Genomic DNA, 21631 nt, shown 5'->3' with positions numbered 1-21631 from the left:
TCGCCCTGCCCGCCCGATCAGACGATCCGGTAAAACTCCGCCACCCGTTCCAGCGCGATCCTGAGCACCAGCTTGCCGCTGCGTGCGGGCCAGCCGAGCGTCTTTTCCGCTTCGGGCAGCGCCTCGCCTGCGCACACCACGCGCCACAGGATGTCTTCGAGCCCCCTGCCCGCCGCGCCGATTGCGCCGTCGAACCGCTGGCGCGCGGCAATCTGACGTTCACTGGGCGAGAGACCACGCTCACCGGTCGATTTCACCCGCACCGGATCCCAGCGCATCGTGATGCTGGGCGGCAGCTGCGCGCGCTCATAATCGCCGCGCAGTTTTTCCCCCGCATCGAACAGCCGATCATCGAGATGCCCGCGCGCGTGCAGCCAGCTGAGCGGGGATTCGGCGAGATTGACCGTCACCGTGCGGGTAACCCGTCCGCCCGCCTGCATCCGGCTGCGGCGCGGCCCTTCGGTGGTGAGTTCCCGTTCGACCAGTTCGCGCTTCATCGCTTGTCCTCCACTTCGTGATGAACAGCGGACTTGCCAACACGGCGCATATGTAGGAAAGAACAAACCGATCCGGTTAATTTTCAGGCTGAACCCATGACCAATCGCATTCGCGACATCCGCAAGGCCAAAGGGCTGACGCTGGCCGATCTGGCCGCAGCCTGCGATCCGCCCACCACCGCGCAGACCATCGGGCGGCTGGAAACCGGAATGCGGAGCCTGTCGCTCACCTGGATGAACCGCATCGGCACGGCGCTCGAGGTCGATCCGGCGAGCCTTATGCGGGCAGAAGACAGCGAACGCGCCCGGATCGTCGCGGAACTCGCCGCGACCGGCCCCGAAGCGCTCACCACCCCGCGCGAGGCGGTGTTGCCGAGCGAGCTTGCGGCAGCCGATGGCCCTGCCCCGCTGGTTCTCGCTGTCAGCGCGAGCGTCGGCGAATACCGGCCCGGCGATCTTGTCTGGCTGCGCCAGCTCGCGCCCGAAGAAGCACAGAGCGCGATCAACCGCGATTGTCTGCTGCCTCGCCCCGGCGGGCGCTTCGCCTTCGGACGGCTGATCGACCGGCGCGGCACGCTGGTCGGGTTGCTGCCGCCAGGCGCCGGGCAGAAACAGGTGGTAGTCGACAATCCGGCATGGATCGCGGTTGCGATGATGCTGGTCAGGCCGCTTTAACCCGTGCCCGCCTAGGCTCTGCGCTGTGAAACACGTCCTCAGCCTTGCGACGCTCTATCCCAACGCGGTCAATCCGCAGTTCGGGATCTTCGTCGCGCGTTCGATGGAGGCGCTGGCCCGCCGCGATGACTGGCGGGTGACGGTGGTAAACCCCATCGGTCTGCCCCCGCTTGCCCTTGGCCGTTACCGCCCGCTCGCCGATCTGCCCGAGGTCTCCGCCGAAGGCGGGGTGACGGTGGTGCGCCCGCATTTCACCCTGTTCCCGCGCATCGGCGCGCGCCGCAACGCCGAGGCGATTGCGCGTGCGGTGCTCCCCCTCGCCCGCAGCATCCACGCCTCCATTCCGATCGACGTGATCGACGCGCAGTTCTTCTTTCCCGATGGCCCTGCCGCCGCGATCATTGCCGAGGCGCTGGGCCTGCCGCTGTCGATCAAGGCGCGCGGGAGCGACATCACCTATTGGGGCGAGCAAGGTTTCGCGCGCAAGCAGATGCTGGCGGCGGCGCAGCGGGCCACCGGATTGCTCGCGGTGAGCCGTGATCTCGCCGGCAAGATGGCCGCGATGGGCATGGATGCGCGCAAGATCACCGTGCATTACACCGGCCTTGATCGGGACCGCTTCCGGTCGCTCGAGCACACCCAGCTGCGCGTTCAGCTCACCCGCGAATTTGCCTTTGCCTTTCTCGACAATGCGCCGCTGCTGGTCTGTGTCGGCGCGCTGATCGAGCGCAAGGGGCAGGCCATCGCGATCAAGGCGCTGCGCGACATTCCCGGCGCGCGGCTGGCGCTGATCGGTCATGGCGAGGCCGAGGCCCGGCTTCGCGCATTGGTGGCGAGCGAAGGTGTGGCGGACCGGGTCTTCTTCCTGAAGTCGGCCGATCACGATCTGATCCCGCTGTTCCTGTCGGCGGCGGACGTAATGGTATTGCCGACTTCGAACGAGGGCCTCGCCAATGCATGGGTCGAGGCGCTCGCCTGCGGGACGCCGGTGGTGACCTGCGATGTCGGCGGCGCGCGCGAGCTGATCTCCAGCGACACCGCCGGGCGGCTGGTCGAGCGCACACCGGAAGCGGTGGCCGCCGGGGTCAACGCGGTGCTCAACGCGCCGCCCCCGCGCGAGGCGGTGGCGGCGCTGGTTGAAGGTTTCAGCTGGACCGCGAATGCGGCCGCGTTGGCAGCGCATTACGAGTCATTACTGACCGTCTGACGGCGGGCAGATCAAGCTTCCCCGCGCGCTATCTTTTCCTGCCGGTCGGTCGCGCTTTCCTGCGGCACGAAGCTGTCCGAGGTCACACCCATCCAGATCAGCAGCGGGCCGGCCATGTAGATGGACGAATAGGTGCCGATGAACAGGCCCACAGTGATCGCCGCGACCATCCCGAACAGGCTCGGCGGGCCGAAGAACAGCAACGGGATCAGCGCCACGAACAGCGTCAGCGAGGTCATCACGGTGCGCGCCAGCGTCTCGTTGACCGATAGGTCAAGCAGTTCGGCGAGCGGCATCTTGCGGAACTTTTTCAGGTTCTCGCGGATGCGGTCATAGACGACGATGGTGTCGTTCAATGAATAGCCGATGATCGCAAGGATCGCGGCGACGATCTGGAGGCTGAATTCCATCTGGGTGAGTGCGAACAGGCCCACCGTCACCGAGACGTCGTGCACCAGCGCGAACATCGCGCCGACGCCGAACTGCCATTCGAAGCGCACCCAGATGTAGAAGGACACCGCCGCCATCGCTGCCAGCAGCGCAAGGATTGCCTGGTTGCGGAATTCGCCCGCGACCTTGCCCGAGACGGTATCGTTACCGTCGGTGCGGACGTCGGGGTATTCCTTGGCAACAGCTGCGATCACTTTCGCACCGATCGCGGTGGCGGCGCCCGGTGTGTCCTCGGCGCCTTCCGGTAGAGCAACGCGGATCGACACCTGGTTGGGTGCGCCGAATTCCTGCACCACGGGTTCGCCATAGCCGAGCCCGCCGACGAGCTCGCGCAAGGACGGGATCGGTGCCTGCTCGCGCTCCTTGAAAGTCATGCGAACTTCCTGGCCGCCGGCAAAGTCGACCCCGAAGTTGAGGCCGTTGACCGCCACCGCAGCCCAGCTTCCGAAGATCAGCACGAGACTGATGACGAAGAACGGAACGCGCAGCTTGAGGAACTTGATATTGGTGTTGTCGGGGACGAGCTTCAGGAGTTTCATCGTCTCGTGCTCCTTAAATCGTGATGTCGTTGGGGCGCGCCTTGCGCAGCCATCCGGCGACGAGCATGCGGGTGAGCGTCACCCCGGTGAAGACCGAGGTGATGATGCCGATCACCAGCACGACGGCGAAGCCCTTGACCGGCCCAGAGCCGAAGGCGAACAGCGCGATCCCGGAGATCACGTTGGTCGCGTTCGCATCGGCGATCGCGCGGCTGGCTTCCTTGTATCCGGTTTCGACCGCCGCGACGACACGCCGCCCGCGCGCGCGCTCCTCGCGGATGCGCTCGTTGATCAGCACGTTGGCATCGACAGCCGCGCCGATGGTGATCACGAAGCCCGCGATCCCCGGCAGCGTCAGCGTGAAGCCGCCAAGCGCCATCAGCCCGAGCAGCATCAGCACGTTGAAGACCAGCGCGACAGTCGCATAGATGCCGAAGCGGCCGTAAGTGGAGATCATCAGCACGATCACCGCAAGGCTGCCGATCGCCATCGCCAACAGACCCTTGCGGATCGAGTCCGCACCAAGGTCCGGTCCGACCGAACGCTCCTCGACCACCGCCAGCGGCACCGGCAGCGCGCCCGAACGCAGCGCAATCGCCAGTTGGTTGGCGGTTTCGGGGGTGAAGCTCCCCGCGATCTGCGCCCGTCCACCGATGATCGGTTCATTGATATTCGGGGCCGAAAGCACCTTGCCATCGAGAATGATCGCGAAGGGCTTGCCGACGTTATCGGTCGTCAGCTTGGCGAACTTCGCCCCGCCCTGTGCGTCGAAGGTGATGTTGACGACATTCTGATTGGTGTTCGGATCAACCCCGGCCTGCGCGCCGGTCAGACTGTCGCCGCGAATACCGCCGAGCCGGCGCACGGCTTCGAACATGCCTTCCTGCGGGGTGCCGGGCGCATAGGGGAAGATCTGGCTACCCGCGGGCGCGATGCCCGCCTGCACGTTTTCCGGCAGGGCGTTGAGATCGACCAGCTTAAATTCAAGCTGCGCGGTCTGGCCGAGCAAGCTCTTCAGCGCCTCGGGATCTTCCAGACCCGGCACCTGCACCACAATACGGGTATCGCCCTGACGGATGATGGTCGGCTCGCGCGTGCCGAGCTCGTCGATGCGGCGACGGACGACTTCTGTGGCACTGTCCATCGCATCGTCGATCGCCTGTTCGACCCCGGCATCGGTCTGGGTCAGCACCATGCGCTGCCCGTCGACCACCTGGAGTTCCCACTCGCGCACCGTGGTCTGGCCCTGCATCACGGGCTCGATCAGCCCGCGCGCACGGTCGATATCGGTTGCGTTTTCGAGCATGAAAGACAGCTTGCCATCGACCGTCGACACGTCGCCGATGCGGATCCGCGGGCTGGCGTTACGCATCAGCTGGCGAACAGTTTCTTCCATATTCTCAAGCCGCTGTGCGCGCACATCGGCGGACTTGGCTTCGAGCAGCAAGTGCGAGCCGCCGGCAAGGTCAAGGCCGAGATTAACCTGCGGGTTGGGCAGCGCGGAGGGCCAGTCCAGCCCCGCGACATTGAACAGCGAAGGCAGCGCCAGCACCGATGCGGCGAGCGTCAGGCCCCAGAGCCAGAGCTTCTTCCAGAGGGGAAATTCGAGCATGTGCGTTAGTGTCCCACGCGCAAAGGGTCAGTGGCAGCGGCCTTGCGGCGACCGGCTCAGTCGTTGGCGGGGGTGCCACCGGGCAGGATGATATCGCCGATGGTCGCCTTGATCGCCTTCACCCGGACATTGGGGCCGAGGTCGAGTTCGACATAGACGTCATCGACCTTCACCACCTTGCCAACGAGTCCGCCGGCGGTGACCACCTGATCGCCCTTCTTCATCTGAGCGACCTTCTCGCGATGCTCCTTCTGCTGGCGCATCTGCGGACGGATGATCAGGAACCAGAAGATCGCGATCATGCCGATGATCGGCAGGAAGCTGATCCACGCAGGCGGAGCAGCAGCAGCGCCAGCGGCGGCGGCGAGAAGGTCGAGTGTCATAGGTTAAAAGCCCGTCAGGATCCCAAGATTGATGCACAGGGCGAGCGCCCCTAGCGTCCAAGTGGGCGCGCCTAGCAGCATTGCAAGTCAGCCGCAATCGCGGGTGGGAGAGCGATGCAGCCGTGCAACACCGCAATCACCTTCAAACCCGCTTGCCAGCCCCAGACGCGCGCCCTATAGGCGCCGCTCCACTGGTCACGGGACGTAGCGCAGCCTGGTAGCGCATCACACTGGGGGTGTGGGGGTCGGAGGTTCGAATCCTCTCGTCCCGACCAGTGGTTTCCCCCCTCCCATTCCCTGACACAGCACCCGCAAGCGGCTCCGGCGCGATTGCGCGCGCGATGCTGCGGGGCTAGGCTTGCCGCTCGCCCAAGATGAAGGCCCGCCTCTCGATGTCCAACTGGCGCAACGCCGCCCCGATTGACGATATCCGCGAACCGCTCTGTTCGGCGTGCGATGCGTCCGGACCGATCGCGATTGCCACGCTCGTTGCAGTCGATGGCTCGGCGCCGCGCGATGTGGGCGCGCAGATGCTGATCACGGCAGAGGAATATTGGGGCTTCCTGTCAGGCGGCTGTATCGAGGCCGACGTTGCCCGCCACGCCCGCGAAGCGATGGCCGAAGGCGCTCCACGGATGCTGCGCTATGGCGAGGGCAGTCCATGGTTCGATATCAAGCTGGCTTGCGGGTCGGGGATCAACGTGCTGGTGGAGCCGCTGTCGCCTGACGAGGACGCGGTCGCGCAACTCATCGCCAGCTACACCCGCCGCGCGCCGCTGCTGTGGTCGAGCGACGGGACCGAGCGCAACGCGATTTGGAGCGATACAGCGCCCACTAATGGCTGGGATGGCAGCCGCTATACCCTCCTGTTCGAGCCGCGCTTGCGGTTGGTGCTAATCGGCGAAGACGGCGCCACCCTTGCCAGTGCCGCCCTCGCGATGGAAATGGGATGGGATGTGGTGCTGATCACCCCTGGAGGGCCCGAGGCTTCGCCCTTGTCCGGCATCACCTACTGCCGTAGCGCCCCGTCCGCCGCGATTGAGGCGTTTGGTATCGACCGCTGGACGGCGATCGCGGTGCTCTCGCACGACCGCGAGGATGACGAGCGCGGGCTTGCCGCTGCGCTGAAGACCGAGGCGTTCTATGTGGGCGCTATCGGCGCGCGTGCGCGGCTCGGCGGACGGATCGCCAAGCTCCACGCTCACGGGGTCGAAGAGAGCGAACTGGCGCGCCTCCACGCACCCATCGGGCTTCACGGGTTCGGCAAGGCCCCGCGCGAGGTCGCGCTGTCGCTGGTGGCCGAGGTGGCGCAGGCCTTCCAGGCGCGCTCTACGACGGCGAGATCCTCCGACGTGTCGATATCGAGCAGCGCGCCGGCATCAGTCGTTTCGCAGTAGGCGACCTCGCCGGGACGCTTCTTGAGCAACGCTGTCGCGCCCTGATCGCCTTCGAGCGTCAAGAGATCGGCAAAGGCCGCACGGGTAAAGGCAACCGGATGTCCGGGCTTGCCTTCAAAGCGTGAGCGTGCGGCATAGCCCGCCTCGCTCGCCGCCTGGATCAGCGTCGGACACAGGCTTACGGGGACCAGCGGCATATCGCCGAGGAACACGCAGGCACCGGCCGCTTCGGGTGGGACGGCCGCAATGCCGGTGCGAAGCGTTGCGGCCATGCCCTCTTCCCAGTCATCGGCATGGATGATCCGGCAGCCGAGCCCGGCCAACGCCGCCCGGATCGCCGCACCACCGGCGCCGGTCACCACCAGCGTCTCGGCAAAGCCGGCAGCAGCGATCCGCTCGGCGGTGCGCCGGATCAGCGGCTCACCGCCAAACCACGCCAGCAGTTTGCCACCACCAAAGCGCCGCCCCGCCCCACCGGCGAGGATCAGCGCAGACCAGTCTGGCAGGCTCAAGCCTTGGCTTGGGTCAACAGCGGCAGGGTGCGGATGCGCTTGCCGCTGACCGCCGCGAGCGCGTTCGCCAGCGCCGGCGTGGCTGGCGGCACGCCCGGTTCGCCGATCCCGCCGGTCTTGGCGCCGCTCTCGATGAAGTGGACATCGATCTGCGGCGGCGCATCGGCCAGCTTGAGGATCGGGTAATCGCCGAAATTGCTCTCGACCACCGCGCCCTGATCGAGCGTGATCTGCTCGCCGATGGCTGCCGACAGGCTCATGATCAGGCCGCCCGCAATCTGTGCTTCGGCGTTCAGGGGGTTGATGGTGGTGCCGCAATCAACCACCGCCCAGGCCTTGAGCACCTTGGGGCTACCATCGTCCTTGACGCTCGCCTCGATCACCTCGGCGACGATCGTACCGAAGCTTTCGACGATCGCGATCCCGCGCCCGACGCCTTCGGGCAGCGGCGTGCCCCAGCCCGAACGCTTGGCCACCTCGTCCAGCACCGCAAGATGCCGCGAACCGGCGGGCAGATGCTTGCGCCGGAACTGGTAGGGATCTTCGCCCGCTGCGGCCGCCAGCTCGTCCATGAAGCTTTCGGTGTAGAACCCGAGCTGGGTCGAATTCACCGAGCGCCACGGCCCGTCGATCTGGTTCGACTGATAAGCGAAATGCCGCCGCGAGGTTGCCGGAATGGCGTAGATGAAGGGCACTTCGCCCTCGGCATTGCCGCTCTGCGCATAATCGATCCGCATCGCGGAGATTTTGCCGTCCTTCAGCGAGGCCGAGAGCTTCGAGGACGACTGCGGGCGGTAGGTGCCGTGACGCACTTCCTCCTCGCGGCTCCACACAAGCTTCACCGGATAGGGCACCTGCTTGGCGAGAATGGCGACCTGATCGATGATCTCCACCACGTCGGGGAACCGCCGTCCAAAACCGCCGCCCATGATCATCGGGTTGAACACCACCTGCTCGACATCGAGCCCGGCCGCCTTGGCAGCGCGGGCGCGGGTGCTGAGCGGGTCCTGCAAGCCGCCCCAGATCGTCAGTGTGCCGTCGTTGAAATGGCCCGTCAGCGCGAAGGGCTCCATCATCGCATGGTGAAGGAAGGGCACGCGGTATTCGGCTTCGATAACCTTGGCACCGGCAGCCTTGAAGGCGCCGTCGACATCGCCCTCGCCCGCCTCATTGTCGGGCTTGCCGCCCGCCATCAGCTTGGCCTGCGCGGCATAGATGGCGGGGGTCGATACCGCCGCATGGCCGCCGTCGGAGAACTTCGGGCTGAGCGCCTGAAGCCCCTTGAGCGCGGGCCAGTATCCCTTGCCGACGACGATCACCGCGTCATCAAGCTTTACTACCTTTTCGACGCCGTTGACCGCGAGGGCGGGTGCCTCGTCGACCGATTCAAGCTTGCCGCCGCGAACCGGGGCGGCTGCAATCGTCGCCACACGCATTTCGGGCAAGGTGAAGTCGATCCCGTAGACCGCGCTGCCATCGACCTTGGCGGGAATATCGCGCCGCGCGATAGGCTGGCCGATCAGCTTCCACTGGTCGCGGGTCTTGAGCACCGGATCATTCGAAAGCGAACGCTCGGCGGCGCCGGCCGCCAGCTCGCCATATCGCAGCGACTTGCCCGACTTGGCGTGGGTCACCTTGCTGTCCGCCGTCGTCAACTCGCCCGCTGGAACACCCAGCCGGTCGGCTGCTTCCGCGATCAGCGCCATCCGCACAGCTGCGCCGGTCTTGCGCATCCCGACTTCACCGGTGAAGCGGACGGCCGAGGAGCCGCCGGTAATCTGGATCGGCATTGTGCGCGCCATCATGCCGATAACGGCATCGGGCAACAGCCCAGCCACCGTCTCGCCCGCCATTTCGGGCAGGAAGCCCTTGGCCAGCGCGGCATTGGCGAAGGCGAAATCGGCGGGGGCCTGCTCGATCTTCACCTTGTCCCACGCCGCATCGAGTTCGTCGGCGAGCATCTGGCCAAGCGCGGTGTGCGAGCCCTGGCCGAAATCGATATGCGGCGAATAGACCGTGACGGTATCGTCCTCGGCGATCTTCATCCAGGTGAGGAAGCCATGCTCGCCTTCGCCAACGGCGAGCGCGGTAGCCTTGTCCTTGGCCGCCTTGTCACTCCACCACACGCCGAAGATGCCGCCGCCGACCACCAGGGCCGAACCGGCGAGGAAGATGCGGCGCTTGATACCTTTCTTCTTGGGCTTGGCCTCGGGCGCAGCGGTTTCCGGCAGGTCGAGATCGGGATTGGGATTGTCAGCCATCACGCGTCTCCCTGCTGAGCGGCAGCGGCCGCGCCGGTCGCCGCGAGGATCGCCTTGCGGATGCGCGGATAGGTGCCGCAGCGGCAGATATTGGTCATCGCTTCGTCAATCTGCGCGTCGGACGGGGTGCCGACCTTCTCGATCAGCGCCACGGCGGCCATGATCTGGCCCGACTGGCAGTACCCGCATTGCGGCACCTGCGCGTCGATCCACGCGGCCTGCACCTTGTGGAGCGTTCCGTCGGCAGCCTTGAGCCCTTCGATCGTGGTGATTTCGGCGCCTTCGATCTCACTCAGCGGGACGCTGCACGAGCGGGTGAGGTTGCCATCGACGTGGACCGAACAGGCGCCGCAGGCGGCAATGCCGCAGCCGAACTTCGTCCCGGTCATGCCGAGATCGTCGCGCAAGACCCACAGCAGCGGCGTATCGGCGTCAGCCTCCACCTCGACCTGCTTGCCATTGACAGAAAATGCGATTGCCACAGGCGGCTCCCCCGCTGGTTGAGATTTCGGTCTCTCATAGCAACCCGATGGCCTCCGCGCCAATCACAAAGACGCATGGGCTTGCAGGCGGCGGACGCGCTTCGTAAGCGGGCGGCAGGAGAGGATCGTTTCATGACCCATATCGCCCCCACCCCGCCCCGTATGCGCTCTTGGCTGTTCGCGCCGGGCGACAGCGAGAAGAAGATGGGCAAGGCGATCGCGGGCTCGGCCGACATCGCTTTGCTGGACCTCGAGGACTCGGTCTCGCCCGAAAACAAGGCCGCCGCGCGGGCGATGGTGGCGGAGGTAATCGCCACCGCAGACAATCGCGCGCGGCTGTGGGTGCGGATCAATCCGGTTTCGAGTGCGGACTGCATCGCCGATCTGGCTGCGATACTGCCTTCGCGGCCGGGCGGCGTGTTCCTGCCCAAGGCGGAAGGCGCAGCAGACATCACCCGGCTGCACCACTATCTGACCGCGCTGGAGGCCGCCAATGGCATCCCGCAGGGCCATACCCTGATTGCCGCTTTGGTAACCGAAACGGCAGCGGCGATGTTCAAGACCGGCGACTATGCCGGCGACTATCCCGGCCGGGAGCGGCTCGTCGCAATGAGCTGGGGGGCGGAAGACCTGTCCTCGGCGCTTGGTGCGCGCGAGCAACGCGGGTCGGACGGAGAGTATTCCCACACCTACGAAATGGCGCGCAGCCTGTGCCTGATCGGCGCCTCGGCGGCAGGCGTGGCGGCGATCGAGACCGTGCAGCCCGAATTCCGCGATCTGGACGCCCTGGCGGAACGCGCGCGGCGGGTGCGGGCGCAGGGCTTCCGCGGAATGCTGGCAATCCATCCGGCGCAGGTCGATCCGATCAACGCCGCCTTCACTCCGAGCGCCGAGGAACTCGCACATGCGAGGGCCGTAGTGCAGGCCTTTGCCGAGCATCCCGGCGCGGGTGTGGTGGCGCTCGACGGGGCGATGCTCGACCGGCCCCATCTGGCGCTGGCGCAGCGGTTACTGGCCGAGGCGGGCGAGAAATAGGTTAAATCATTTTCCTACTTTAACCGATTTGGTCATTTTGACGCGACTCATACGCAAGGAGTGCGCGCAATGGCCCTACTCGACGTCCTTATCGGCCCCATCGCCTCGATCATCGACAAGATCATCCCCGACAAGGAGGCGCAGGCCAAGGCCAAGATCGAGCTGCTGACGCTCCAGGGCAGCCAGGAAATGCAGATGCTCGAAACCCAGCTTCAGGCCATCGTCGCCGAGGCGAACTCGAAGGACCCCTGGACCAGCCGCGCGCGTCCGAGCTTCCTCTACGTGATGTATGTGCTGCTGCTGGCGTCCTTGCCGATGGGGGTGCTCAGCGCCTTCAACCCCGCCGCCGCGCAGCAGATCGCAGCAGGCATGAACGCCTATCTGGCAGGCCTGCCCGAGCCGCTCTACGCGCTCTTCGGCACCGGCTACCTCGGCTACACGGCGGCGCGCCAGTGGGGGAAGGTCAAGGGCGTGGACCGGTAGGGGGCAACTTACGCGCTGATCTCGTGGCAGATCTCATCCTCCCCTTCCTCCGCGAGCGCAGTTGCTAAGAAAGGCTCGAACTTTGGATCATGCGCGCCGGGGCGCCACTCCACCAGAAAATCGCCCTTCAGATCCGAGAATGATCCGATTCCATCAAGCATCCGAGCAGCCGCATCCGGCCCCAAGCGTTGCTCGACTGCAATCACGGCTGAGGTAAGAACCGCGGTCATTCTTTCGAACCGCCATTTCTCTGGTCTGTGCGCGATCAGATCAGGCAGGCGTAGACGGCCCACTGGACCTGGCCGCACAATGCCTGAAAAGCCCTCTTCAAGAACCTCTATCGGCTTGTGATCGATCTTCATGTCATCCGATTAGCATTGCGAGTGTTATGCGCAAACATCCGGCAATCTTGCCGCTTTGACCTGTCGGGCCAGATCGCTAGAATCCCTCCATGACCAACCTCGTCTACGTCCTCAACGGCCCCAACCTCAATCTCCTCGGCACGCGCGAGCCGGAGATTTATGGCACCACCACGCTCGATGATATTGCGGGGATGCTGGAAGACCGCGCCCGCGAACTCAGGCTTGAGATCGAGATGCGCCAGACCAATCACGAAGGGATGCTGGTCGACTGGCTGCACGAGGCCCAGGCTGAAGGCGCGCGCGCCGTTCTGCTCAATGCGGCAGCCTATACCCACACCTCCATCGCGCTGCTCGACGCGATCAAGGCGATCAGAACGCCGGTGATCGAAGTGCACCTGTCCGATCCCAAGACCCGCGAGAGCTTCCGCCATCTTTCCTATGTCGGCATGGCCGCGGCTCTGACGGTCGAGGGCCACGGGGCTAACTCCTACCTGATTGCGCTCGAAGCCGTAGCGGCAGGCAAGGTATAAATCGTCACCGATCTTTCACATTTTGCACCCTTGCCACTTGCCAGCCGCAATTCGCGGCAATAGTCCCCGCCGCACAACAGGCGCAGCATGACGCGCTCAGGTTTTCATAAGGGGCATACATGGCAAACGACGCTGGCCAAGGCAGCAAGGCGAACGGGCGCAAGTCGGGCATGAACATCGACACCGCACTGGTGCGCGAGCTGGCCGAACTGCTCAACGAGACCGGCCTGACCGAAATCGAGGTCGAGGATGACGATCGCAAGATCCGCGTTTCGCGCGGCGGCGGTGTGCCGATGGCCGCTCCGGTCTATGCGCCTGCACCTGCTCCGGCCGCTGCGGCCCCAGCTGCTGCCGCGCCTGCTCCGGCCGAAGCGGCAGCGCCCGCCGGCCCTGACCTCAAGAACGCCGTCAAATCGCCGATGGTCGGCACGGCCTATCTCACCCCCGAACCGGGGGCCGCGCCCTTCATCGCGGTCGGCAAGGCCGTGAAGGAAGGCGATACGCTGCTGATCGTCGAAGCGATGAAGGTGATGAACCCGATCACCGCTCCGCGTTCGGGCACCGTCACCGCTATCCTGATCGACAGCGCCCAGCCGGTCGAATTCGACCAGCCGCTGGTGGTGATCTCCTAAGATCATGGGCATCAAACGTATCCTGATCGCCAATCGCGGCGAGATCGCCCTGCGTATCCACCGCGCGGCGCACGAGATGGGGATCGAGACGGTCGCGGTGCACTCCACCGCCGATGCCGACGCGATGCACGTCCGCCTCGCCGATCACGCGGTGTGCATCGGCCCGCCGCCTGCGGGCGAGAGCTATCTCAACATCGCCAACATCATCTCCGCGGCTGAAGTCGCCCAGTGCGATGCGATCCACCCGGGCTACGGCTTCCTGTCGGAGAACGCCAAGTTCGCCGACATCGTCGAAGCGCATGACATCATCTGGATCGGCCCCAAGCCCGAACACATCCGCACGATGGGCGACAAGGTCGAAGCCAAGCGCACCGCAGGCGCACTCGGCCTGCCGCTGGTGCCCGGTTCGGACGGCGCGGTCAGCGATTTCGACGAAGCGCGCAAGATCGCCAAGGAAATCGGTTATCCCGTGATCATCAAGGCCGCTTCGGGCGGCGGCGGTCGCGGCATGAAGGTGTGCGATAGCGAGGACAAGCTCGAAACCCTGATGCAGCAGGCCGGCAGCGAGGCGAAGGCCGCGTTCGGCGATGCCACGGTCTATATCGAGAAATATCTCGGCAATCCGCGCCACATCGAATTCCAGGTGTTCGGTGACGGACAGGGCGGCGCGATCCATCTGGGCGAGCGCGACTGTTCGCTCCAGCGCCGCCACCAGAAGGTGCTGGAAGAAGCGCCCTCGCCCGTGATCTCGACCGAAGAGCGTATGCGGATGGGCGAGGTCTGCTCCAAGGCGATGCGCGACATGGGCTATCGCGGCGCGGGCACGATCGAGTTCCTGTGGGAAAACGGCGAGTTCTACTTCATCGAGATGAACACCCGCCTGCAGGTCGAACACCCGGTGACCGAGGCGATCACGGGCGTTGATCTGGTGCGCGAACAGATCCGCATCGCCGAAGGCCGCCCGCTCTCGGTGAAGCAGGAGGAACTCGAGTTCCACGGCCATGCGATCGAATGCCGCATCAACGCCGAAGACCCGTTCACCTTCGCGCCCTCGCCCGGCCTCGTGACCTATTACCACGCGGCAGGCGGCATGCATGTGCGCGTCGATTCAGGGCTTTACGCGGGCTACAAGATCCCGCCCTACTACGACAGCATGATCGCCAAGCTGATCGTCTACGGCCGCACCCGCGAAGGCTGCATCATGCGCCTGCGCCGCGCGCTGGAAGAAATGGTGGTCGAGGGCGTGAAGACCAACATCCCGCTTCACCAGGAACTGCTCCGCCAGACCGACGTGCTTAACGGCGACTACTCGATCAAGTGGCTGGAAAACTGGCTGGAAGAGCGGGCCGCGGACTAGGTCCGGCAGATTGACCGAAGCCGACCCCGCTCCCCCGCGACTTGCCATGCCAATGGCCGTCGGCTTCGCCCTCGGCCTCGTGGTCGAGGTGGTGGCGCTGTTCCTGGCAATCCTGTCAAGCGGTGCGGGCCATGGCGATTACGCCGCGGCCCGCGCGCTCTTTCCTGTTCCGATGCTGACCACGCTGCTGGAAGGCGACACCATCGGGCTGCTGTCGATGACCCTGGCGCTGGTCCAGTTCCCGCTGCTGGGCGCCCTCACAGGCTACTGCCTCGCCATCACGCGCTGGACGCCGCTGATTGCGGTCGGCATCGTGCATCTGCTCGCTGTTCTGGCGGCGTTTTCGGGTGTCATCCCGAATTTTTCCTGAGCAAGCCAGAGTGCAAACCCCACATTGCCGCAACGCCGCAGGAACCCTGCGTGGCCTCGCGCGCTGTGGCATTCATGTTGCTGTGCAGCACGCGTTGCACGTCGCTACGTTGATTTGGCGCGCAATTGTCCGCTTCACCCGCTAACATGGCCGCGGGATTGCGTTGCACAGCTGTGCCAAGGAGTGCCTGAATGAACCGCAAGACCCAGATTGTCGTCGTCGGCGGGGGCGCGGGCGGGCTTGAACTGGTGCGGCGGCTGGGCGCAAAATACGGGCGCAAGCACCACGACATTATCCTGGTCGACAAGAACCTCAGCCACATCTGGAAGCCGCTGCTGCACGAGGTTGCCGCCGGTTCGCTCGATGCCAACTTGGACGAGGTCGGCTATCGCGGGCACTGCCACCGCTGGGGCTACCGCTTCTTCCAGGGCAGCCTCGAAAGCGTCGACCGGCAGGCCAAGACCATCAGCTTAGCGCCGGTGAAGGACGAGGACGGCAGCGAACTGATCGCGGGCCACACCATCCGCTACGATATCCTCGCACTGGCGCTGGGGTCGGTCTCCAACGATTTCGGCGTGCCGGGGGTCAAGGAGCACTGCCTCTACCTCGACAGCCGCGAACAGGCCGACCGGTTCCGCACCCGGCTGCTTAACCATTGTCTGCGCGTCAGCCGAGCGATGATGAAGGACCCGGGCGCGAACGAGCAGGTGCGCGTCGCCATCGTCGGCGGCGGGGCGACCGGCGTGGAACTGGCGGCGGAACTCTACAACGCGGCCGGAGCGCTAAGGCACTACGGGCTCGAGGTCTTCGACGAGAGCCGGATGCACGTGACCCTGCTCGAAGCCGGCCCGCGAATCCTCCCCGCCCTGCCCGACAAGCTGGCGGCGGCGGCGACCTACGAGCTTGAACAGCTTGGCGTGCAGGTGCGTCCTGCGGTGCAGGTGGTCGAAGCACGCCCGCGCCAGCTCATCACCAAGACGGGCGAGGTCATCGAGGCCGATCTCATCGTCTGGGCGGCGGGGGTGAAGGGCGCGGACTTCCTGTCAGGCCTTGGGCTTGAAACCAATGGCCGCAACCAGATCCTCGTCACCGATACGCTCCAGACCACGGTCGACCCCGCTATCTATGCGCTCGGCGACTGTGCGAGCTACACGCCGCCGGGCGAGGATCGCCCGATCCCGCCGCGCGCACAGGCCGCGCACCAGATGGCGGCCATCGTGTTCGACAATATATGCCGGATGCAGAAGGGCCGCACGCTCAAGCACTTCACCTATCACGACAAGGGATCGCTGGTATCGCTCAGCCGCTTCTCGACCGTGGGGAGCCTGATGGGCAACCTGATCGGCGGCAGCATGGCGATCGAGGGGCGGCTGGCGCGGTTCATCTACACCTCGCTCTACCGCCTGCACCTGATCGGTATTCACGGCTGGATCAAGGCGACCTTCCTGATGCTGATCGGCCGCGTGAACCGCATCGTGCGACCGCGACTGAAGCTGCACTAACGAAGCTTCGGGCCGCCCGTCCGCACCCAATGGAGCTGCCGCAGCACATTGATCGGATAGCCCAGACCAATGATGCCCAGCACCAAGGCAAACATGAGCGCGACCTCCCTATCCGATCGCGGGCCGCCCTCGATGTCCTGCAATATCGCAACCCCGAGCATGAGCACTGCGGCGAACGCGACAAGGCACGGCACGTAGTAAAGCGCCACCCGCCGCGAATGCATCGACGTTCCGCGCATAAACACGGGCAGGCGCTTCCACTTCTTGGGAAGGGTCAGATCGAGATAACGCGCATGGCCGAACATCGGGGCCAGCAGCATCATGGCAAGGCCAAGAAAAGTCAGGGATGCCATGGCGCTAGAAGTCGATCTTCACCAGCACCTCGGCCCCATCGGAATCGATACCGCCGACACCCTGCTTGATGAGGTTGGCCTCGGCGCTGGCGGTGTCGGACAGTTTGATGCGCGCGCGCGGGATGGCACTGCCGAAGCCGTCGTCCACTGGCCCGACCTTCGGCCCCAATCGTTGCGTGGGACCGGTCGTTTTGCAGACCACGATCTCGGGGTTGAGGGGATCGGCGGGTTCGTCGGCGCATTCCTCTGCGAGCGGCGGGGGTACGAACTGCGTGAGATCGATCACCAGAGTTCCATCGGGCCGAACCTTTGCCGGGAGGCCGGCGATGCCTTCATCCACGGCTGCCGGTGCAGCTATCGCGTCCGGCGGCAGCGGCGGCGTATCGCTCTGCATGCCGCCCCGGCCCCGCTCTAGAGCGGGACGCCGGGCTCCTGCTTGGCGGTGCGGATCGTCAGCGAGGTCTTGACGCTTTCGACGTTCGGCGCGGGCGTCAGCTTGCCGGTCAGGAACTCCTGGAAGCTCTGTAGGTCCTTGCTCACGATCTTGAGAATGAAGTCGATTTCGCCGTTGAGCATGTGGCACTCGCGCACTTCGGGCAGCGCGCGCATGTGTTCCTCGAACTCGCGCAAGGAGGCTTCGGCCTGGCTCTTGAGGCTGACCATCGCGAACACGGTGATCGCAAAGCCGAGCTTCGAGGGATCGAGGTCAGCGTGATAGCCGCGGATCACCCCGTCTTCCTCCAGCCCCCGCACGCGGCGCAGGCACGGCGGCGCGGTCAGCCCCACCCGCTGCGCCAATTCGACGTTGGTCACCCGGCCCTCCGCCTGCAATTCGGCCAGCAGGCGGCGGTCGATATCATCCAGATTGGCCACTCGGCTTGTGCTCCTTCAACCCCGCAGCATCGCCCCCTGGCAACCCTGCGTGTGTATTCGATCCCAAAGAAACAAGAAGCGCGCCGAATGGCTCGCTTGGCTAATATTATTAGGTCTGCCAGCAATTGTCCCGCTTTGCAACGCGCCTTGCACAGCTGACTGTGACTATTGCCCCATCCTGATAGGACACATCGGCACGCGCGCGGTATCGGTGGTGATCACCGGTCTGCGCGATTGCGATTCGGCTCGCCGAGCCTCCTTGGGAGAACCCGTTGTTCTTTGACGACCGCCTTGCCACTGTGCTGCGCCAGCGCGCCACCGGCGAGGCGGGTTTGCGCACGCAGTATCGCCAGCTGATCGATCTGCTGGGCCGCGATGGCGTGCGGCATGAATATCAACCGGATCAGAGCCTTGTCGCCGCCGCTTGGCTGCGGCTGGAGGCCTTGGTCGAAGCAATTCCGGCGGCCGATCGCGCGCGGATGATCCGCGAACCGGGCTGGCGCCTGCGCAATCCCGATCTGGCCGCGCATCTCGCCGAACACGAGCCCGATGTCGCCTCTGCTGCGCTCCACCGGGCTGAATTGTCGAGCGAGGACTGGACCGCGCTGATCCCGCGCCTGCCGATCCGTGCGCGCGGGCTGCTGCGCAACCGGCGCGATCTGCCGCTCGATGTCGAGGAATTGCTCGCCCGGCTGGGGGTGCATGATCGCGGCCTGCCCGCGCCCGAGCCGTCCGAGAAGGAGGAACTGGCTGAACCTGCCGCGCGCCCGACTGTGACGCCGCTACGTGCGGTCCCCACGGCCCCTGCTCCGCGTGATCGCGAAGAGACGGGGCGTACCGAGATTTCGGCCCTCGTCGAACGGATCGCCCAGTTCCGACGCGAACGCACCGAAACGGGGTTCGATCAGGAACATTCACCGCGCCTACCGCTCGGTGAACTGCCCGAGCGTGCGCGCGGCATGCTTACCAGCTTCGGCTTTGCTGCCGATGCCACGGGCCGTATCGCCTGGGCCACAAACGAGGCCGCCCCGATGGTGATCGGCACCCGTATGTTCGCGGCGCAGCGGCTGGATGACGCAGACCCTGATGAGGCCGGGTTGGAGCGCGCCTTCGCCCGCCGCCAGCCGATCACGCGCGCTGCCATTACGCTGACGGGAGCGCCTGCCATCGCCGGGGACTGGCTGATCGATGCCGAGCCGCGCTTCAGCGAAGAAGGCCATTTCTCCGGCTATTTCGGGCGTTTGCGCCGTGTGCCGGATGCCGCCGGACAGCCCAGCGCCGCCGAGGCGCGCGAGGCCGATCGCATCCGCCAGCTGCTCCACGAACTGCGCACCCCGGTGACTGCGGTGCAGGGCTATGCCGAGGTGATCCAGCAGCAGCTGTTCGGCCCCGCCCCGCACGAATACCGCGCGCTCGCCGCCGCGATCGCCGCCGATGCCGCGCGCATCCTAGCCGGGTTCGAGGAGCTGGATCGGCTCGCCCGGCTAGAAAGCGGAGCGATGGGGATCGAGCCGGGCGTAACCGATCTCGCCGCCATGATCCGCCGCACCGCCGCGCAGCTCGCCCCGGTGCTCGAACCGCGCGGCGCACAAATTGCGCTCGAATTTCCCGAGACGACGTCCTTGCTGGTAGCGATCGACAGCGAGGATGCCGAAGCGCTCCTGTGGCGTGTTCTCGCCAGCCTTGCGGCGGCCTGCGGCGGCGGTGAGCGGATGGCGCTGCGGCTTGATCCGGTGATCGGGGCCGGCGGCGCGATGGCACGGCTGGTATGCACCCTTCCCGCGCGGCTTGCGGGCGAGGCGAACCTGTTCGCCGCCACCGCCCGGCCGGTCGAAAGCGCGATCAACGCCGGGCTGTTCGGCGCCGGTTTCGCGCTGCGTCTGGCCCGCGCCGAGGCCCGTGCGGCAGGCGGGCGACTGGAGCGTGAGGACGACCGGCTGGCGATGGCCTTGCCGCTCCTGACCGACAGCCCTGCCGACACAGCCGACGCCGCACCTGCGGCACGATGACAGCCGGCTCGCTCCTCCTCCCGCCCGCACCGGAAAGCCGCGCGCGCTTTGATCCCGGCTTTGGCCAGCGCGTGCTGTTGACGGTCGATACCGAGGAGGAATTCGACTGGAATGCCCCGTTCCGGCGCGATGGCTACGGCCTCAGCCATGTCGCGGCGATCCCGCGGTTCCAGAGCTTCTGCGAGGGGATCGGCGCCCATCCGGTCTATCTCGTCGACTGGCCGATCGCGACCGATCCGCAGGCAGTCGAGATCATCGGCGATGCGGTACGGCGCGGGACGGCGGAGGTCGGCGTGCAGCTGCACCCCTGGGTCAACCCGCCGTTCGACGAGGCGGTGACCACCTATAACTCCTTCGCCGGAAACCTGCCGCCCGCGCTCGAAGCAGACAAGTTCATGCGCCTGCGCGACACGATCGAGGCCGCCTTTGGCACCGCCCCGCTGATCTACCGCGCGGGTCGATACGGGCTGGGGCCGGACACCGCCGATCTGCTGATCCGCGCGGGGATCAGGGTCGACACCTCGGTGCGATCGCTGTTCGATTACAGCGCGCAAGGAGGGCCGGATTACAGCCGCCATCCGCTGACGCCGTACTGGGCGGACGCGGGAGAGCGCCTGCTCGAACTGCCCGTCACCAGCGTCCACTGGGGCCTGCTGCGCGAGCTGGGCCGTCCGCTCCAGCGCCTTGGCGAGCGGGTGCCGCGCCTGCTCGGCGGGCTCGCGCGCCTAAGCCTGCTCGAACGCATTGCCCTGACGCCCGAGGGGGTTTCGATCGAGGAAGCGATGCGCGGGATCGACATTGCGCTGGACAGCGGGCTGCCGGTGTTGGTGCTCTCGTTCCACAGCCCAACATTGGCGCCCGGACTCACGCCCTATGCGCGCGATGCTGCGGCAGTCGAACAGGTCTACGAATGGCTCGCGGCGATCTATGCCGAGCTTGCGCGGCGCGGCGTGCAATCGGCGACGGTGGGCGATATCATCGCGGCGAGCACCACGCCGCTTGTGTCCTCACGGCGGGCGGGTTAGGGGCGTCGTCTCGCCTCGCTTTGCGGTACCGTGTTCCCACGGGCCTGTAGCTCAGCGGTTAGAGCTGGCCGCTCATAACGGCTAGGTCGCGGGTTCGAATCCTGCCGGGCCCACCGGGGGCGGGCGAAACGAAAGAGTGTCGGGGAGTAGCGCAGTCCGGTAGCGCGCCTGCTTTGGGAGCAGGATGTCGCAGGTTCGAATCCTGTCTCCCCGACCACTTTCCACGCCCCACCATTTGCCGCCACCACCCGCCAATGTTCCACGTGGAACATCCCCCGAAAGGACACACATATCGGGCCTGGAGGGGGTCTAGAGGGGGTCTAAGGGGGTCTAAGGGGGTCTAGACGGGGCTGGATCGGCGCAGCGGCGCCCCCAAAGGCGGCAGCATGTGCAATTCGGCGGGCGAATGCCGCGCCACCGGCAATCCACCGGATTGCGCTTTGTCATTTTCGCACGATATTCGCAGGACGGTCGCAGCGTGCTGAAGGTCTGAAGCGCGCGTTGACGAATTCTTCGCCCGAATGCGCTACAATGATCTTGTGGCGCGATGATCGGGATCACCTCCTCATCGCCCCGATTGCGGACGTTGCGGGGGGGTAACGGAAAGTCGATGCAGAAACAGCCTGCCATTCCGGTCAGTACCAGCCCTGATGGGCGGCGCAGCGCGCCGCGCTATGCGCTGCGGCTGACGGCCAGCGGTGCTGCGGCCGACAATGCCTTTTCGGTCTGCATTCGCTCGATCTCGACCACGGGTCTCGCCTTCGAGGCCGATCCTCCGCTCGCACGCGATGTCCGCGCCGAAATCGATCTTCCCGGGCTCGGAGCCACTGCGGTGACGGTGGTCTGGCAAAACGGCAACCTGTCGGGCTGCGCCTTCGATGCGCCGATCCCCGCCAGCGTCGTCAGCGCCACGCGGCTCAAGGGCTATCCGGAATCCGGCGAATTCGCGGTCAGCGCGCCGATGATCCTTACCGCCGAGCGCCGCCGCTGGCGCGGCACGGTGCGGCTGGCGATCGCGATCGGCGCAGGCCTTGGCGCCTGGGCGCTGGCCATCGGCGGGGTTGCCGCGCTGATCTGAGCTTTCG

At 65.9% G+C, this 21631-nt stretch carries 23 protein-coding genes, 3 tRNA genes and 1 pseudogene; 16 read left to right on the top strand and 11 right to left on the bottom strand.

Going from position 1 to position 21631, the window contains the following annotated elements; genetic code table 11:
• Nucleotides 1-17 precede the first annotated feature (17 nt).
• Nucleotides 18-497: a DUF6456 domain-containing protein gene (locus tag BG023_RS07605; protein WP_069309926.1), complete on the bottom strand. Its 480-nt coding sequence runs from the start codon at nucleotides 495-497 to the stop codon at nucleotides 18-20.
• 96 nt (nucleotides 498-593) lie between these two features.
• Here BG023_RS07605 and BG023_RS07600 point away from each other — a divergent pair, with 96 nt between their 5' ends.
• A complete protein-coding gene (locus tag BG023_RS07600; protein ID WP_069309925.1) occupies nucleotides 594-1172 on the top strand; it encodes a helix-turn-helix domain-containing protein in 579 nt (192 codons plus the stop codon).
• A 25-nt stretch (nucleotides 1173-1197) separates the two neighbouring features.
• Nucleotides 1198-2379, top strand: coding sequence for a glycosyltransferase (locus BG023_RS07595; protein ID WP_069309924.1), 1182 nt, complete (start codon nucleotides 1198-1200; stop codon nucleotides 2377-2379).
• Nucleotides 2380-2390: 11 nt separating this feature from the next.
• Here the strand turns inward: BG023_RS07595 and secF are convergent, their stop codons facing one another.
• Genes secF through yajC form a run of 3 tightly spaced genes read right to left on the bottom strand, consistent with a single transcriptional unit; the run spans nucleotide 2391 to nucleotide 5363 of the window.
• Complete coding sequence (secF, locus tag BG023_RS07590; RefSeq protein ID WP_069309923.1) at nucleotides 2391-3368, bottom strand: protein translocase subunit SecF; 978 nt, start codon at nucleotides 3366-3368, stop codon at nucleotides 2391-2393.
• Between the two features lie 13 nt (nucleotides 3369-3381).
• Entirely contained in the window at nucleotides 3382-4980 is a 1599-nt protein-coding gene (gene secD, locus BG023_RS07585; protein ID WP_069309922.1) for a protein translocase subunit SecD, read from the bottom strand.
• 56 nt (nucleotides 4981-5036) lie between these two features.
• Nucleotides 5037-5363 (bottom strand): preprotein translocase subunit YajC, encoded by a 327-nt coding sequence (yajC, locus tag BG023_RS07580; RefSeq protein ID WP_069309921.1) that lies wholly within the window; start codon nucleotides 5361-5363, stop codon nucleotides 5037-5039.
• A gap of 198 nt (nucleotides 5364-5561) precedes the next feature.
• Between yajC and BG023_RS07575 the strand changes: the two genes are divergently transcribed.
• Both BG023_RS07575 and BG023_RS07570 read left to right on the top strand, forming a co-directional pair.
• Nucleotides 5562-5638 (top strand) — tRNA-Pro (locus BG023_RS07575).
• Nucleotides 5639-5737: 99 nt separating this feature from the next.
• Entirely contained in the window at nucleotides 5738-6760 is a 1023-nt protein-coding gene (locus BG023_RS07570; protein ID WP_233992954.1) for an XdhC family protein, read from the top strand.
• A gap of 26 nt (nucleotides 6761-6786) precedes the next feature.
• Here BG023_RS07570 and BG023_RS15065 read toward each other — a convergent pair.
• The 3 genes and pseudogenes from BG023_RS15065 to BG023_RS07560 form a co-directional block, all read right to left on the bottom strand.
• Nucleotides 6787-7272, bottom strand: a pseudogene (locus tag BG023_RS15065) (nucleotidyltransferase family protein); the annotation flags it as partial.
• Nucleotides 7269-9533, bottom strand: a complete 2265-nt coding sequence (locus BG023_RS07565) for a xanthine dehydrogenase family protein molybdopterin-binding subunit (RefSeq protein WP_083234602.1) — start codon at nucleotides 9531-9533, stop codon at nucleotides 7269-7271. The pseudogene BG023_RS15065 and the gene BG023_RS07565, both read right to left, overlap by 4 nt.
• Nucleotides 9533-10015 (bottom strand): (2Fe-2S)-binding protein, encoded by a 483-nt coding sequence (locus tag BG023_RS07560; RefSeq protein ID WP_269465918.1) that lies wholly within the window; start codon nucleotides 10013-10015, stop codon nucleotides 9533-9535. Before BG023_RS07560 ends, BG023_RS07565 begins: the two co-directional genes overlap by 1 nt.
• Nucleotides 10016-10147: 132 nt before the next feature.
• On the opposite strand from BG023_RS07560, the gene BG023_RS07555 reads away from it, so the two are divergent.
• Both BG023_RS07555 and BG023_RS07550 read left to right on the top strand, forming a co-directional pair.
• Nucleotides 10148-11050, top strand: a complete 903-nt coding sequence (locus tag BG023_RS07555) for an HpcH/HpaI aldolase/citrate lyase family protein (protein ID WP_069309920.1) — start codon at nucleotides 10148-10150, stop codon at nucleotides 11048-11050.
• Nucleotides 11051-11119: 69 nt separating this feature from the next.
• Complete coding sequence (locus BG023_RS07550; RefSeq protein WP_069309919.1) at nucleotides 11120-11533, top strand: holin family protein; 414 nt, start codon at nucleotides 11120-11122, stop codon at nucleotides 11531-11533.
• An 8-nt stretch (nucleotides 11534-11541) separates the two neighbouring features.
• On the opposite strand, the gene BG023_RS07545 is transcribed toward BG023_RS07550, so the two are convergent.
• The gene (locus BG023_RS07545) at nucleotides 11542-11895 is read right to left on the bottom strand and encodes a hypothetical protein (RefSeq protein ID WP_069309918.1); all 354 of its coding nucleotides are present in this window, start codon (nucleotides 11893-11895) and stop codon (nucleotides 11542-11544) included.
• Between the two features lie 89 nt (nucleotides 11896-11984).
• Between BG023_RS07545 and BG023_RS07540 the strand changes: the two genes are divergently transcribed.
• From BG023_RS07540 to BG023_RS07520, 5 genes are all read left to right on the top strand, one after another.
• On the top strand, nucleotides 11985-12425 hold the full coding sequence (locus BG023_RS07540; protein ID WP_069309917.1) for a type II 3-dehydroquinate dehydratase: 441 nt from the start codon (nucleotides 11985-11987) through the stop codon (nucleotides 12423-12425).
• A 119-nt stretch (nucleotides 12426-12544) separates the two neighbouring features.
• Nucleotides 12545-13057 (top strand): acetyl-CoA carboxylase biotin carboxyl carrier protein, encoded by a 513-nt coding sequence (gene accB, locus BG023_RS07535; RefSeq protein WP_069309916.1) that lies wholly within the window; start codon nucleotides 12545-12547, stop codon nucleotides 13055-13057.
• A 4-nt stretch (nucleotides 13058-13061) separates the two neighbouring features.
• Nucleotides 13062-14414 carry an acetyl-CoA carboxylase biotin carboxylase subunit gene (gene accC / locus BG023_RS07530; RefSeq protein WP_069309915.1) on the top strand — a complete coding sequence of 451 codons (1353 nt, stop codon included), beginning with the start codon at nucleotides 13062-13064 and terminating at the stop codon, nucleotides 14412-14414.
• Between the two features lie 46 nt (nucleotides 14415-14460).
• Complete coding sequence (locus tag BG023_RS07525; protein WP_150122821.1) at nucleotides 14461-14784, top strand: hypothetical protein; 324 nt, start codon at nucleotides 14461-14463, stop codon at nucleotides 14782-14784.
• A 191-nt stretch (nucleotides 14785-14975) separates the two neighbouring features.
• Nucleotides 14976-16286 carry an NAD(P)/FAD-dependent oxidoreductase gene (locus BG023_RS07520; RefSeq protein WP_069309913.1) on the top strand — a complete coding sequence of 437 codons (1311 nt, stop codon included), beginning with the start codon at nucleotides 14976-14978 and terminating at the stop codon, nucleotides 16284-16286.
• Here the strand turns inward: BG023_RS07520 and BG023_RS07515 are convergent.
• Genes BG023_RS07515 through BG023_RS07505 form a run of 3 tightly spaced genes read right to left on the bottom strand, consistent with a single transcriptional unit; the run spans nucleotide 16283 to nucleotide 17512 of the window.
• A complete protein-coding gene (locus BG023_RS07515; RefSeq protein WP_069309912.1) occupies nucleotides 16283-16609 on the bottom strand; it encodes a hypothetical protein in 327 nt (108 codons plus the stop codon). The two genes, BG023_RS07520 and BG023_RS07515, sit on opposite strands and share 4 nt — an antisense overlap.
• Before the next feature lie 34 nt (nucleotides 16610-16643).
• Nucleotides 16644-17033: a hypothetical protein gene (locus BG023_RS07510; protein ID WP_069309911.1), complete on the bottom strand. Its 390-nt coding sequence runs from the start codon at nucleotides 17031-17033 to the stop codon at nucleotides 16644-16646.
• A gap of 17 nt (nucleotides 17034-17050) precedes the next feature.
• Nucleotides 17051-17512, bottom strand: coding sequence for an Lrp/AsnC family transcriptional regulator (locus tag BG023_RS07505; RefSeq protein ID WP_067405649.1), 462 nt, complete (start codon nucleotides 17510-17512; stop codon nucleotides 17051-17053).
• 272 nt (nucleotides 17513-17784) lie between these two features.
• On the opposite strand from BG023_RS07505, the gene BG023_RS07500 reads away from it, so the two are divergent.
• From BG023_RS07500 to BG023_RS07480, 5 genes are all read left to right on the top strand, one after another.
• Entirely contained in the window at nucleotides 17785-19521 is a 1737-nt protein-coding gene (locus BG023_RS07500) for a histidine kinase dimerization/phospho-acceptor domain-containing protein (protein ID WP_069309910.1), read from the top strand.
• Entirely contained in the window at nucleotides 19518-20546 is a 1029-nt protein-coding gene (locus BG023_RS07495) for a polysaccharide deacetylase family protein (RefSeq protein WP_069309909.1), read from the top strand. Before BG023_RS07500 ends, BG023_RS07495 begins: the two co-directional genes overlap by 4 nt.
• Nucleotides 20547-20586: 40 nt before the next feature.
• Nucleotides 20587-20659, top strand: a tRNA-Ile gene (locus BG023_RS07490).
• Between the two features lie 27 nt (nucleotides 20660-20686).
• A tRNA-Pro gene (locus BG023_RS07485) sits at nucleotides 20687-20763 on the top strand.
• A 393-nt stretch (nucleotides 20764-21156) separates the two neighbouring features.
• Nucleotides 21157-21624 carry a PilZ domain-containing protein gene (locus BG023_RS07480; RefSeq protein ID WP_069309908.1) on the top strand — a complete coding sequence of 156 codons (468 nt, stop codon included), beginning with the start codon at nucleotides 21157-21159 and terminating at the stop codon, nucleotides 21622-21624.
• Nucleotides 21625-21631 lie beyond the last annotated feature (7 nt).

Origin of the sequence: Porphyrobacter sp. LM 6 (assembly GCF_001720465.1) — a bacterium.
Lineage (GTDB): Bacteria > Pseudomonadota > Alphaproteobacteria > Sphingomonadales > Sphingomonadaceae > Erythrobacter.
This window is presented reverse-complemented; position numbering and strand designations above follow the sequence as displayed.

Excerpts from the sequence above, each read along its gene's own strand:
- accC (WP_069309915.1), top strand. The coding sequence starts at position 13,062 with ATGGGCATCAAACGTATCCTGATCGCCAATCGCGGCGAGATCGCCCTG.
- secD (WP_069309922.1), bottom strand. The coding sequence starts at position 4,980 with ATGCTCGAATTTCCCCTCTGGAAGAAGCTCTGGCTCTGGGGCCTGACG.
- BG023_RS07555 (WP_069309920.1), top strand. The coding sequence starts at position 10,148 with ATGACCCATATCGCCCCCACCCCGCCCCGTATGCGCTCTTGGCTGTTC.
- BG023_RS07600 (WP_069309925.1), top strand. The coding sequence starts at position 594 with ATGACCAATCGCATTCGCGACATCCGCAAGGCCAAAGGGCTGACGCTG.
- secF (WP_069309923.1), bottom strand. The coding sequence starts at position 3,368 with ATGAAACTCCTGAAGCTCGTCCCCGACAACACCAATATCAAGTTCCTC.
- BG023_RS07510 (WP_069309911.1), bottom strand. The coding sequence starts at position 17,033 with ATGCAGAGCGATACGCCGCCGCTGCCGCCGGACGCGATAGCTGCACCG.
- BG023_RS07565 (WP_083234602.1), bottom strand. The coding sequence starts at position 9,533 with ATGGCTGACAATCCCAATCCCGATCTCGACCTGCCGGAAACCGCTGCG.
- BG023_RS07540 (WP_069309917.1), top strand. The coding sequence starts at position 11,985 with ATGACCAACCTCGTCTACGTCCTCAACGGCCCCAACCTCAATCTCCTC.
- BG023_RS07525 (WP_150122821.1), top strand. The coding sequence starts at position 14,461 with ATGCCAATGGCCGTCGGCTTCGCCCTCGGCCTCGTGGTCGAGGTGGTG.
- BG023_RS07520 (WP_069309913.1), top strand. The coding sequence starts at position 14,976 with ATGAACCGCAAGACCCAGATTGTCGTCGTCGGCGGGGGCGCGGGCGGG.
- BG023_RS07480 (WP_069309908.1), top strand. The coding sequence starts at position 21,157 with ATGCAGAAACAGCCTGCCATTCCGGTCAGTACCAGCCCTGATGGGCGG.
- BG023_RS07605 (WP_069309926.1), bottom strand. The coding sequence starts at position 497 with ATGAAGCGCGAACTGGTCGAACGGGAACTCACCACCGAAGGGCCGCGC.
- BG023_RS07515 (WP_069309912.1), bottom strand. The coding sequence starts at position 16,609 with ATGATGCTGCTGGCCCCGATGTTCGGCCATGCGCGTTATCTCGATCTG.
- BG023_RS07550 (WP_069309919.1), top strand. The coding sequence starts at position 11,120 with ATGGCCCTACTCGACGTCCTTATCGGCCCCATCGCCTCGATCATCGAC.
- BG023_RS07545 (WP_069309918.1), bottom strand. The coding sequence starts at position 11,895 with ATGAAGATCGATCACAAGCCGATAGAGGTTCTTGAAGAGGGCTTTTCA.
- BG023_RS07495 (WP_069309909.1), top strand. The coding sequence starts at position 19,518 with ATGACAGCCGGCTCGCTCCTCCTCCCGCCCGCACCGGAAAGCCGCGCG.
- yajC (WP_069309921.1), bottom strand. The coding sequence starts at position 5,363 with ATGACACTCGACCTTCTCGCCGCCGCCGCTGGCGCTGCTGCTGCTCCG.
- BG023_RS07570 (WP_233992954.1), top strand. The coding sequence starts at position 5,738 with ATGAAGGCCCGCCTCTCGATGTCCAACTGGCGCAACGCCGCCCCGATT.
- accB (WP_069309916.1), top strand. The coding sequence starts at position 12,545 with ATGGCAAACGACGCTGGCCAAGGCAGCAAGGCGAACGGGCGCAAGTCG.